The organism is Clostridioides sp. ZZV15-6383 (genome assembly GCF_020657735.1).
In the GTDB taxonomy this organism is placed as follows: Bacteria; Bacillota; Clostridia; order Peptostreptococcales; family Peptostreptococcaceae; genus Clostridioides; species Clostridioides difficile_D.
Genome location: NZ_JAGWCV010000077.1, coordinates 1 through 11,539, shown reverse-complemented (window position 1 = coordinate 11,539; position 11,539 = coordinate 1). Strand labels below are relative to the sequence as shown.

The following is an 11,539-nucleotide window of genomic DNA, read 5'->3' as shown; positions in this document are numbered from 1 at the left end:
AAGGTCAAGAAGTAAGCTTTGATATAGTTAAAGGTGCTAGAGGTCCTCAAGCAGAAAATATAACTATATTATAATATATAGATTTTTCGGGAAAGACTCTTTTTAGGGTCTTTTTTTATTGTTAATATATACACTATAATTTTTTTAACTAACAAAAAATTATGTTTGAAATATAATATATTAAAAATGATAACTAATTCTATTTCAATTCCTACAATAGGTATAGGAGCAGGAATTAATTATGATGAACAAATTTTAGTTTATCAAGATATGTTGAGAATGTTTGGAGATTTCGTCCCTAAATTTGTAAAGCAATATGCAAATATAGGAGATATAATGAAAGATTCAATTGAAAATTACATACTAGAAGTTAATACAGGTGTATTTCCACAAGAAAAACATAGCTTTTCAATAAATGAATCTGAATTAAAAAAACTATATTAAGATTAAAGATGGTACAAAATGCTTATAAAAGAAATAAAATCACTAAGAAATATAATTAAAGACTGGAAAAAAGAAGGTTATTCTATAGAGCTTGTTACTACAATGGGATTTTTACATGAAGGACACCAAACTCTTATTAAAAAAGCTGTAAAAGAAAATGATAAAGTAGTAGTAAGTGTTTTTGTAAATCCAACTCAATTTGGACCAAATGAAGATTTTAATAGCTATCCAAGAGATATAGAAAAGGATTTTAAATACTGTATGGATAGTGGTGCATCAGTAGTCTTTAACCCATCATCAGAAGAAATGTATTTAAAAGGCAATTGTACTACTATAAATGTGTCTGGACTTACAGATTTTCTTTGTGGATCTAAAAGACCTGTTCATTTTGGAGTAATTTGCCTAGTTGTTTCAAAATTTCTAAATATAGTAACTCCTGATAAAGCTTATTTTGGAGAAAAAGATGCTCAACAATTGGTAGTAATTAAAAGAATGGTCAAAGATTTGAACATAGACACAGAGATAATAGGCTGTCCTATAGTTCGTGAAAATTATGGGTTAGCAAAAAGTTCAAGAAATATATATCTCTCAAATGAAGAGAGAAAATCTGCTCTAATCCTAAATAAGAGCCTAAATTTGGCAAAAGAAGAACTAGCAAAAGGCAATCTAAATTTAAAAAATATAAAAGAATTAATAACATCTAAAATAAAATCTGAGCATTTAGCAAAAATAGATTATATTGAAATCGTAAATAGTGAAATATTACAACCTGTTGAACAAATAGAAAGTTCTATACTCATAGCAATTGCTGTGTTTATAGGAAAAACTAGATTAATTGATAACTTTACATTTAAATTAAACATATAACTGTAATTTTATACAATATATTCTCTATAAAATGATGTTTTATAATAGTGAAAATTTTAAAATTAAAGTTTTTTGAGAATATGATTAATTGTGATTATATAAGTGTACTACTAGTACACTTATATAATTTAACTTATTAAATATCTGCCAACTTAACTATCTATAATCAGATTTGAAAATGGAGTATTTCTCTTTTTAAATAAAAACTTATCCAGTTTTACAATTATGATAACCAGTTTTACATATCCTCTTGTAAAATATATCTAAGCAATATATCATACTATATAGATTTATGTATGAAATAATATCTGCTATTTACTGAATATTTTTATTTTTCGTTTTTAGGGGGATTTGTTGTGTTTAAAGATAAGATTGATGAATGTGTTCATATAATGACTGCATATATTGCTAGTTTAAAAGAATACTATTCATTCATAGAAACTCAAATTGGTGATTTTATAAAAAAATATGGAGAAGATATTGTAGAGTTATGTCTCCATAGAATAATGATTCTACTATGTGAATGCGGCTTAGCATAAAATTAAATATATTAAAGTTGGGTAAGAAGAATCTTATGTAAAATTCTTCTTACCCACTTTAATATGCATGCTTAGTTTAATGTAAATGACTAGATTACAAAATCATGCTATAATTATCATGTCAATGCAACAAAATTTTTTTAATAAGGCAGAATAGATATGAAGAAAAAGAATTTAATAAAATGGCTATTGATAGCCATTGGAATCATAATAATTGTATATATTATAGTAACAACAATCATCATATGGAATTATAGCTTTGTTGATGAGAAAAAAGCAACAGATGTTGTAATTATACTTGGAGCTGGAACTACAAATGGAAAGGTGTCACCTGTTTTCCAAGAACGCATAAATCATGGAATATGGCTTTATAAAAATGGCTATACAGACAAATTAATCTTTACAGGAGGCATTGGAGATGGAAATGAAGAATCAGACGCTTATGCTGCAAAACAATATGCAACAAATCAAGGAATATCAGAAGAAGTAATATTACTTGAAGAAGAATCGAATATAACACAGAAAAATATAGAAAATGCAAAATTGATAATGGATAAAAATTCATATCATACAGCAATCATTGTAAGTGACCCAATGCACATGAAAAGGGCAATGTTAATGGCAAAGGACTATGGAATAGAATCTTACAGTTCTCCAACACCTACAACAAAATATATAGGTTTAAAGAGCAAACTACCATTTTTAGCAAGAGAAGAATTTTTTTATATAGGGTATAAAATATATAGAATTTTTCAGTAAATTATTATTCATATATCCAATAAAAATAGTGGTAAGATAATTTTTTCACCCATAATTCAATAGGAACCATTGATATTAGTAGTAACTGAATTCAGTTAATTTATTTATAATATACATAAATTTAAATATTACGAATAAAGTATTATAAATAAGATACTTTCTAAAGGGAGGAAATTATGATAGATAATCAAAAATATGTTATTTTATCACTGGAATTACATTTATTTTTTTCAAGAATTATGAAAGAGCATGCTCTTTTTTTAGAAGCAGGATTTACAAATAAAGATTATAATCTTGTTATGGAAGCTGACCATTATAAGAAACAATTTGAAGATTTATTATCATATACTGTTAGTGCTAGTAATGGTATAATTAGACCTGATATATTATATTCAGAAGAAATTGTAACTACTCTCACATTAGGTGCAGAGCAAAAAACACAAGAGTTTACAGGAATAGAAATAAATCAAAACATAACTACAAGAGAATTAAATCTACAAAGTGGTGTAGATCCACAAGTTGGTCAAGACTTAGTAAATTATGTAGCTCAACTTAACTCTGATGCAATAAGATTGCTTGATGGGCTTATTAATTTAAAAGAAAGAGTCCTAGATGGAGTACTATCATGTACTCTATTTACCTCAAACTATCCTCTACTTCTTGAACATCTAATACATGAAGCAAACTTATACCGTTCTTATGTAATTGACCTTGAAAATAAAATAGACATTGACTCAAAAGATGCTAAAGAAATCGAATTATTCTGGAACCATATTATGATGGAACATGCCCTATTCATGAGAGGATTACTAGACCCGTCTGAAGGTGAGCTAATAAATACTTCAAATGATTTTGCTATGAAATTCAATGAATTAATTGAAAAAGCAAATGAGATGATTGATTCTAATATTGAAAGTATTACAGAAGAAACTCTAAATGAAACTGTTGAATTTAAAGATTTTAAAGAAGCAGGAACATCAGGGATAGAGCAATGTAAGATAAAATCTATAATATTACCACTTTTAGCAGACCATGTTTTAAGAGAGGCCAATCATTATATTAGGATATTGGAAGGTTATAAAAATATGTAATTAAAAAATACTTCTAAAATATTCTTTACATGTTTAAGGAAAATAAAGGTACATCTAAATTGTACCTTTATTTTTTATAATCTATAAAATTTAAATCCTTTATTTATAAAACAAAATTATAATTACTTATAATTCACAATTTTATTTTACATAAATATAAAATAAAAAGTATCAGTAACTATATTTTTATAAGTATATCTATATCCAGTTATTTGTCAAAAACTAATAGTAAATCTTATACTAAGTACATATTTATGTTATAACTATATTGTAACTATTTTCATAATCTTAGGAATATAGTAATGATAAAGTTGGTTTTATACAATAATACATTGTATAAGTTTAGTTAACATAATAGTTACAACATTAAAATTTAAATAAAGGAGTGATTTTATTATGATAAGACAAACACCATTAGAAAAACGATATGACAAACTAGCTCCTCATATTGTTACAGCACTCAAAAAACGTTATTTTGATGCTTATTACTGTAAAACTAGAAATGAGGCTTTGCAACAAATTTTAGATTTAATTCCTCAAAATCATGTAGTATCATGGGGAGGCTCTGAAACTCTTAAAGAGATGGGCGTACAAACTGCTATCAGAGAGAAAGGGTTTAAAGTTATTGATAGAGATTTAGCAAAAACTCCAGAAGAAAGAACTGAAATTATGCGTCAAGCACTTCTATGTGATACTTTTTTAATGAGTAGTAATGCAATTAGTGAAGATGGACAACTCTTCAATATTGATGGAAATGGTAATCGTGTAGCTGCAATGATATTTGGTCCAAAAAATGTTATAGTTGTAGCTGGTATGAATAAAATCGTAAAAAACATTGATGACGCAATACAAAGAACTAGAACAATTGCATCGCCAGCAGTTGTACAGCGTTTTAAAGATGTCAATACTCCTTGTTATATTACTGGAAGTTGTATAGATTGTACAAGTCCTGAAAGCATTTGTGCATATATGGTCACTACAAGAATTAGCCGTCCAGCAAAAAAAATAAAAGTAATATTAGTAGGAGAAAATCTTGGTCTGTAAAATATACATATATGTAAATAACTCTATAGATAATAAAATAAGATGAAATAACTTATTCCTAAGAGTGGTAGAATAAATTCTTCTATAAGAATTTCATTCTACCACATTTATATTGTTTTAAATTTACTCTTACATTTTTGATTCTAACTTATTTACATTTTCTTAATTTTAGGAATTAAAATGTCTACACCCCTTATTTGAACCTCAATAATATGCAAACTTTGAATTGTGTTCCTACAAAATATCATTAACACCTTCTTCTTTCATATATTCAATCTGTTTATTAATTCTATCTTGATATTTTTTAAGTCAAGCTCTCCCCTTCTCTAGTAAGATGATACTTTTCTCTTTTTCTAATATCCTAATAAAAAACACTACTATTGAAAATGGTATTATATCATAGACAAAATTACAAATAAAATTTTCTAAAAAATATAAAATAGCACTTATAATCAATTATAAACCTATCTTATATTTCGTTTATATCTTTATGATTAACTACTTTGATTTTCATAATTTTTTTGTTCTTTATCAAGTTGTTTATAGTAATCTTTATTGTAATCAGCCAAATAGTCTGTACCACCTCCAGTAATTATATTTAACAATTTCATTGCAAATTTTTGGGTAACTTTACAAACATAATTGTCGCCAGATTTAACAAGCTCTAATTTAATATTAAATTCTTTTTTATTTGCGGAATCAATATCTTTCATAGTTGGATTTGGCATCATCTCTCCTAGTTTAGGAGGATTCTTTTTTAGGATAGAAATCATATCAGTATTGTTAACTTTCAAATCTACAATCACTTTATCCTTATTCTTCTTTATATCTAAAATCTCCCAAGTCATATTTTTAGAATACATTTTAAATCCTTCTTTATCTTCATATATAAAATTACCTAACCCTGACTTTGGGAAATACTTATCTACAGTATCTGAATCTTGTGTTTTTATTGCATTGAACATATTATCTACTTCACTTTTTATCTTATTGTTATTGGTACATCCAACTAATACTAATGTTGATATTACAAACATTATAATATATATAGTAAATTTCTTCATTAAATTATCTCTCCCTATACTTTTTTTGTAGAAATATTTTTCTCTTTTATATTTTTTGAAAAAGTTGTAGTAATTGCATTATGTGGACAAACTTTTATACACTCACCACATCTGATACAATCTAGACTATTTATATCTTTATATACTGGTATATCAAGCTTACATTTTGATTGACATGCTGTGCAATTAGTACATTTATCTTTATCAATTTTAAATCTATATATTGAAATAGGATTAAAAAAGCTATAAATTGCTCCCAAAGGGCATACATATCTACAAAATGGTCTATAAATCATTATTGATATCAGCAATATCAATACCAAAATACTCAACTTCCAGCTAAATAAGAATCCGATTGATTCTTTTAAACTCTCATTTTCTAAAATGAGTGGTATTCCTCCCAAAAGTGTGCCTGAAGGACAAATCCACTTACAAAACCAAGGGTTTCCTCCTCCTGCTACATTTACAACAGCAACTGGTAAAATAATTACAAATATTATTAATACCATGTACTTTAAATATTTTAGATATTTATCACCATAAACTTTTTTTATTTTTACTGGAAATAGTATTTTATATAACAAATCTTGAACAAGTCCAAAAGGGCAAAGCCATCCACAAACAAATCTGCCAAAAAAGGCACCAAATGCCATTAAAAAACCAACAACATAAAATGAGAATTTATACTCTCGGCTTGATAAAACTGCTTGTAGCGAACCTATCGGACATGCACCAAGTGCACCTGGACATGAATAACAATTCAATCCAGGTACACACAATTTTTTACTTTCTCCTCCATATATAGTCCCTTCTAAAAATCCATTTATATATCCATTTGTTAATGCTGTAAATGCAACTTGAGTAATAAGTCTTATATTATTAGTTATTTTAGATAATAATTTCATACCTCTTCTCCTAACCAATCCCGATACACTCAAGACAAATCATAATTGCTTTAGTTAATACTGTATTTGCTTCTCCACGATATGTACCTAATACAATAAATATAATACTAATTGCAATAATAGAAATGCCTTTTTTATTATCTTTAATAAAGTTAACCATTGGCTTTTACCATTTTTAGTCTTTCATCTATAATTTTTTTCCACTCTTCCTTACTATTTGCACCTGTGACCTTTTCACCCACAAAGTTTCCTTTCTTGTCTACAAAATAGGTAGTTGGAAACTCTATAATTCTCTTAAAATCAGTTTTTTTAAGTCCTTCAGGGACAGTCAATTGTTGATAAGTTGCACCTGATTTTTTCATAATGTCTTTAACTAAATTTTTCTCTTCATTTGAAAGACCAATTCTCACATCAGTTTCGTCGACTTCTACAACTAATCCCTTTACAGCTACATTTGAATTATTACTCTCATATTCTTTTGATAATGCTTCAAGTTCTGGCATTTCACCTACACATGGTCCACACCAAGTAGTCCAGACATTAATAAGAGTAAGCTCTTTATCTGAAAATATCTCTTTTGTTACCTTATTTCCATCAACATCCTCCGTCTCTAAATTATTAAACCATTCACTATTATTCTTATTTGTTTCTACTGGCTTAGATTCTTTTTTGCTACAACCAGAAATCATACCTAAAATAAAGATACATCCTAAAACCATTATAAAAAACCTTTTCATATCTCACACTCCTAGAATCTATATAGTATATAAAATCGTTGCTTGAAATAAAAATAACTTATCTTCTATATTAAAGTCATTATATTTAATAAATAATAGCTAATTTAAAATAAGTTGTATAAAAGATATACAGTTAAAATATATTTCTTTTCAGACAAAATCTTATATCTATATAATAGATTGTAAATCTTAAGATTATATACATATATTTCTAAAGATTCTCTTAAGAAACAGTTAAATTTTACTAATATAAGCTTATTAATTATCATTATACTAACTCATTTCAATATGATTTTTTGTTGATTTTAAGCTGTTTATCGTATAAATAAAATTTTTCTTGACTATATAGTTACTATATAGCTTATTATATATAGAGAATAATAAAAGGAGGTAAAATTTATGGAAAATTTATTTACAAGAAAATTCACTACTTTTGAATTTCTAAAATTTGTTTCTCCTGCAATTATATCCATGATATTTATATCTTTATACACAATAATAGATGGTATCTTTGTATCAACATTAGTTGGTTCAAATGCTCTTGCTAGTATAAATATTGTACTACCTATAATCAACCTTGTTTGTGGATTTGGAATAATGATGGCAACTGGTGGAGGAGCTATAGTTTCTATACGTATGGGTGAAAATAGACAAGATGAAGCCAACTATACATTTTCTTTTATAGTTTTGTTTTCATTGATTGTTGGAACTCTATTCACAATAATCTCATACTTTTTCATCAAAGAAATATCTATTTTGCTTGGAGCGACAGATAAGTTACTACCATATTGTATAACTTATGGTAAAGTTATAATTTTATGTACACCATTTTATATTTTAAAATTTATATTTGAATACTTTGCAAGAACTGATGGAAATTCTAAGTTTAGTTTATTTCTATCAGTCATTGGTGGTGTTACAAATATAATATTAGATTATGTATTTATTAAATATTTTGAAATGGGTCTTTTAGGCGCTGCAGTTGCAACTGCTATAGGTATTATTTTAACTTGTATTTTAGGTATTATCTACTTTTTATCAAGTAAATCTACATTAAAACTAAGAAAACCAAAAACTGATTTTAGGCTTATAAGAGATACTATGATAAATGGTTCTTCTGAAATGGTTACAGAATTGTCTACAGGAATTACAACATTCTTATTTAATATAGTGGCTTTAAAATTAGCAGGAGAAAATGGACTTGCTGCTCTTACAATAGTATTGTATGCTCATTTTCTAATGACATCAGTTTATTTAGGATTTGCTGCTGGAGTATCTCCATTAATAAGTTATAATTTTGGTGCTGAAAACAATGATAAGTTAAGAGAAACATTTAAATATTCTCTAAAATTCATATTTGTTTCTTCTATTTTAGTATTTATTATTGCTTTAGTTTTTGCACCATTTATTGTTAGTATTTTTGTAAATCCAGACAACACAGTATTTGAGTTAGCCTTACAAGGATTAAAAATATTTGCCTTTGCTTTTTTATTTGTTGGTATAAATATATTTGCATCAGGATTTTTTACAGCATTTCACAATGGAAAAATTTCAGCTATTATATCTTTTAGTCGTGCCTTTGTTTTTATAATCATAGGAATCATAATTCTTCCACCTATGTTGAACCTAACTGGATTATGGCTTACTGTTCCATTTGCTGAAATTCTAACTATATTTATATCTATTCTATTTATTAAAAAATATAAAAGTAGATACAATTATTAAAAATCAATATTTATTAAAACTAATGAAGGGGTGTCTCAAGGTGAACTTTTTAGTTCATGAGACACTCTTTTTTGTATGAAATAAAATATATTTTAATCATTTCAACAATAAAAAAAGACTTATCTCTATTTTGAGACAGTCTCTTTATTTTACTTATAATAAGTCATTTGCATAATCTTTAATTGGTGCCTTTCTAAGTAGTAAAATTATAAATATTATACAAATAACTATAATTCCTACTTTTGTTCCGAATAAAATAAAAGGATTCTGAAATGAATAAATAATTTTTTCTAAAAACATCAGTATCTTATGCATATTTTTAGTTGCAAAATTAACTATATAAATTATAATTAGTATAGGTAATCCTATCAATATAGTAACACTAGTAGCCTTTCTAACCCTATATGTAAAAGCACCCAATAATGCTCCTATAAGACCTATACATATTTCATTTATACATATTTGTGCAAAATAATTTAAATAAGTTAGAGGTATACTTGATGTTGAAGGCTCTATTAGTGCAGATATAGACGTCCAAATTATATCTCTATTTAGTAAAACTGATAAGTCTATACTGTAACCTGTCATAATTTCTATAAATAACTTTGATAAAAAAATCAAAATTATACCTATAATAGAAATTACAAAGCTTAAAATAATTAAATCCATCACAATAGCTTTTATACAACTTTTTCTATCTGCTCTTATACTTAAAGCTCCTGAAAAATCTTTATTTGCTATATTTACTCCATACACAAATATCAATATATCTATATAGGTAAAAATAGGATTCACAATTGTAGATAAGTTATTTTTAGATAATTCACCAAAAATTTTGAGGATAAATACTGGCAAAATGTTCATAAGAATTCCCATAATTACAAACATAATTATATATAACTTAGTATTTTTATTAAAAAATTTTATATATGGCTTTAATTCATTCAATTACAATCCCTCCTTCTTAGTCATGTTGACAAACATATCTTGTAGTCCCATGTATCCTACATCAATATTTGAATTTTTAAGTACTTTTTCATCATTTTCACTAAAGTCACCATAGTAAAAATAAGCAATTGTATTTCCAAATGCCTTTTTAGGCTTTATATTTTTTATACATTCTAATTTTTCTAACTCTTCTTTATTTCCAGTAATATAATGAGCTTTTTGTTTTATAACATCAATTTCTTCATCTATAATAATTTTTCCCTCATTTAATATTATTACATGTTCCAATAAATCATCTATTTCATCAATCAAATGAGTTGATATTATTATTGTCCTTGGATTTTTTATATAATTATCTAAAATTATGTTATAAAACTCTTGTCTATTTACTGCATCTAAACCAATTGTTGGCTCATCAAATATAGTAATAGCTGAATTAGAACAAATACCTATTATATTTGAAAGTATGGTTTTCATCCCTCTTGACAATTGTTTATACTTTTTTTTAGTATTTAAATCAAAATATTTACATAATTCTGCTTCTAACCCCTTATCGTAGTTTTTATAGAAACTAGAAGAAAATTCAAATACCTGACCTACTTTAAAATCTGGGCTATAAAATTCTTTTTCCCTCACAATGCAAACTTCTTCCAAGACTTTTACATCTTCCTTTAGGTTCTTTCCTAATATTTCTATCTCACCTTCATTTTGAATTAACTGATTTACCATTATATTTAATAATGTGGTTTTTCCAGCTCCATTCTTACCTAATAAACCATATATCTTATTTTTTTCAAAGTTTAAAGACATATTATTAAAGACATTTTGTTTTTTAAAACTGTGAGATAAATTTTCTATCTTAATAGAACTACTCATATGTTAATCCTCCTTGAAATTAATTATAATATCAACTAATTCTTCTCTATTTATTTCTAATTTTTCAGCTTCTTGAAGTAGATTTTTTATGAAATTATGTTTAAAATTTTCTTTTCTAGCTTCTTTTATAATAGTTTTTGCACCCTCTGATACAAACATCCCTATCCCCCTCTTTTTGTATAAAATATTCTTATCAACCAATATATTTATACCTTTTAATACTGTAGCTGGATTAATTTTATAAAGCTTTGAAAGCTCTGTTGTTGATGGAACCTGTTCTTCTTCTTTTATTCCATTTGACAGTATCTCATCTTCAATTGCTCGTGCTACTTGAATAAATATAGGTTCTTCATTGTTTAATACTAATCTCATAAGTTCCTCCTTTCCAAGTTGGTTAATTACTCAACTAACTAACTATAGTACTATCTTATATTAACGTATCACATCTGTCAATATTAAATAAAAAAATATACGAAAATTTTTATCAAGAATAAGCTTTGATAGATATTAAAAAATATTATATTTAACATACTATATATG

General features: G+C 26.1%; 14 protein-coding genes. 7 read left to right on the top strand and 7 right to left on the bottom strand.

What is annotated here, in order from left to right:
* Positions 1-165: 165 nt before the first annotated feature.
* The 6 genes from KGF42_RS17540 to KGF42_RS17515 all read left to right on the top strand — a co-directional run bounded on the left by KGF42_RS17540 (position 166) and on the right by KGF42_RS17515 (position 4,744).
* Positions 166-444 carry a 3-methyl-2-oxobutanoate hydroxymethyltransferase gene (locus KGF42_RS17540; protein ID WP_413927042.1) on the top strand — a complete coding sequence of 93 codons (279 nt, stop codon included), beginning with the start codon at positions 166-168 and terminating at the stop codon, positions 442-444.
* An 18-nt stretch (positions 445-462) separates the two neighbouring features.
* Positions 463-1,311: a pantoate--beta-alanine ligase gene (panC, locus tag KGF42_RS17535; RefSeq protein WP_227826785.1), complete on the top strand. Its 849-nt coding sequence runs from the start codon at positions 463-465 to the stop codon at positions 1,309-1,311.
* 356 nt (positions 1,312-1,667) lie between these two features.
* Positions 1,668-1,850: a hypothetical protein gene (locus KGF42_RS17530; RefSeq protein WP_054273487.1), complete on the top strand. Its 183-nt coding sequence runs from the start codon at positions 1,668-1,670 to the stop codon at positions 1,848-1,850.
* A gap of 159 nt (positions 1,851-2,009) precedes the next feature.
* Positions 2,010-2,609: a YdcF family protein gene (locus tag KGF42_RS17525; RefSeq protein ID WP_227823334.1), complete on the top strand. Its 600-nt coding sequence runs from the start codon at positions 2,010-2,012 to the stop codon at positions 2,607-2,609.
* Between the two features lie 176 nt (positions 2,610-2,785).
* Positions 2,786-3,700, top strand: coding sequence for a DUF2935 domain-containing protein (locus KGF42_RS17520; RefSeq protein WP_227823335.1), 915 nt, complete (start codon positions 2,786-2,788; stop codon positions 3,698-3,700).
* Between the two features lie 396 nt (positions 3,701-4,096).
* On the top strand, positions 4,097-4,744 hold the full coding sequence (locus KGF42_RS17515) for a lactate utilization protein (protein WP_227826784.1): 648 nt from the start codon (positions 4,097-4,099) through the stop codon (positions 4,742-4,744).
* 494 nt (positions 4,745-5,238) lie between these two features.
* Here the strand turns inward: KGF42_RS17515 and KGF42_RS17510 are convergent, their stop codons facing one another.
* From KGF42_RS17510 to KGF42_RS17495, 4 genes are read right to left on the bottom strand one after another with little or no spacing between them, the layout of a single operon-like run.
* Positions 5,239-5,808: a hypothetical protein gene (locus tag KGF42_RS17510; protein WP_227823337.1), complete on the bottom strand. Its 570-nt coding sequence runs from the start codon at positions 5,806-5,808 to the stop codon at positions 5,239-5,241.
* Positions 5,809-5,822: 14 nt separating this feature from the next.
* Positions 5,823-6,713 (bottom strand): 4Fe-4S binding protein, encoded by an 891-nt coding sequence (locus KGF42_RS17505; protein WP_227823338.1) that lies wholly within the window; start codon positions 6,711-6,713, stop codon positions 5,823-5,825.
* Between the two features lie 10 nt (positions 6,714-6,723).
* On the bottom strand, positions 6,724-6,873 hold the full coding sequence (locus KGF42_RS17500) for a CD1871A family CXXC motif-containing protein (protein ID WP_227823339.1): 150 nt from the start codon (positions 6,871-6,873) through the stop codon (positions 6,724-6,726).
* On the bottom strand, positions 6,866-7,450 hold the full coding sequence (locus tag KGF42_RS17495; protein WP_227826783.1) for a TlpA disulfide reductase family protein: 585 nt from the start codon (positions 7,448-7,450) through the stop codon (positions 6,866-6,868). The genes KGF42_RS17500 and KGF42_RS17495 overlap by 8 nt, the downstream gene beginning before the upstream one ends.
* A 399-nt stretch (positions 7,451-7,849) precedes the next feature.
* Here KGF42_RS17495 and cdeA point away from each other — a divergent pair, with 399 nt between their 5' ends.
* Positions 7,850-9,175: a multidrug efflux MATE transporter CdeA gene (gene cdeA / locus KGF42_RS17490; protein ID WP_227823341.1), complete on the top strand. Its 1,326-nt coding sequence runs from the start codon at positions 7,850-7,852 to the stop codon at positions 9,173-9,175.
* Between the two features lie 153 nt (positions 9,176-9,328).
* Here the strand turns inward: cdeA and KGF42_RS17485 are convergent, their stop codons facing one another.
* The 3 genes from KGF42_RS17485 to KGF42_RS17475 are packed head-to-tail and all read right to left on the bottom strand — an operon-like array spanning position 9,329 to position 11,371.
* On the bottom strand, positions 9,329-10,123 hold the full coding sequence (locus KGF42_RS17485) for an ABC transporter permease (protein ID WP_227823342.1): 795 nt from the start codon (positions 10,121-10,123) through the stop codon (positions 9,329-9,331).
* The gene (locus KGF42_RS17480) at positions 10,124-10,999 is read right to left on the bottom strand and encodes an ATP-binding cassette domain-containing protein (protein WP_054273478.1); all 876 of its coding nucleotides are present in this window, start codon (positions 10,997-10,999) and stop codon (positions 10,124-10,126) included.
* Between the two features lie 3 nt (positions 11,000-11,002).
* Positions 11,003-11,371: a GntR family transcriptional regulator gene (locus KGF42_RS17475; protein WP_227826782.1), complete on the bottom strand. Its 369-nt coding sequence runs from the start codon at positions 11,369-11,371 to the stop codon at positions 11,003-11,005.
* Positions 11,372-11,539: the final 168 nt, after the last annotated feature.

What these genes read in the sequence shown, in the direction of transcription:
- KGF42_RS17475 (WP_227826782.1), bottom strand. Translation starts at nt 11,371, where the DNA reads ATGAGATTAGTATTAAACAATGAAGAACCTATATTTATTCAAGTAGCA.
- KGF42_RS17480 (WP_054273478.1), bottom strand. Translation starts at nt 10,999, where the DNA reads ATGAGTAGTTCTATTAAGATAGAAAATTTATCTCACAGTTTTAAAAAA.
- KGF42_RS17515 (WP_227826784.1), top strand. Translation starts at nt 4,097, where the DNA reads ATGATAAGACAAACACCATTAGAAAAACGATATGACAAACTAGCTCCT.
- cdeA (WP_227823341.1), top strand. Translation starts at nt 7,850, where the DNA reads ATGGAAAATTTATTTACAAGAAAATTCACTACTTTTGAATTTCTAAAA.
- KGF42_RS17520 (WP_227823335.1), top strand. Translation starts at nt 2,786, where the DNA reads ATGATAGATAATCAAAAATATGTTATTTTATCACTGGAATTACATTTA.
- KGF42_RS17510 (WP_227823337.1), bottom strand. Translation starts at nt 5,808, where the DNA reads ATGAAGAAATTTACTATATATATTATAATGTTTGTAATATCAACATTA.
- KGF42_RS17495 (WP_227826783.1), bottom strand. Translation starts at nt 7,450, where the DNA reads ATGAAAAGGTTTTTTATAATGGTTTTAGGATGTATCTTTATTTTAGGT.
- panC (WP_227826785.1), top strand. Translation starts at nt 463, where the DNA reads ATGCTTATAAAAGAAATAAAATCACTAAGAAATATAATTAAAGACTGG.
- KGF42_RS17525 (WP_227823334.1), top strand. Translation starts at nt 2,010, where the DNA reads ATGAAGAAAAAGAATTTAATAAAATGGCTATTGATAGCCATTGGAATC.
- KGF42_RS17505 (WP_227823338.1), bottom strand. Translation starts at nt 6,713, where the DNA reads ATGAAATTATTATCTAAAATAACTAATAATATAAGACTTATTACTCAA.
- KGF42_RS17500 (WP_227823339.1), bottom strand. Translation starts at nt 6,873, where the DNA reads ATGGTTAACTTTATTAAAGATAATAAAAAAGGCATTTCTATTATTGCA.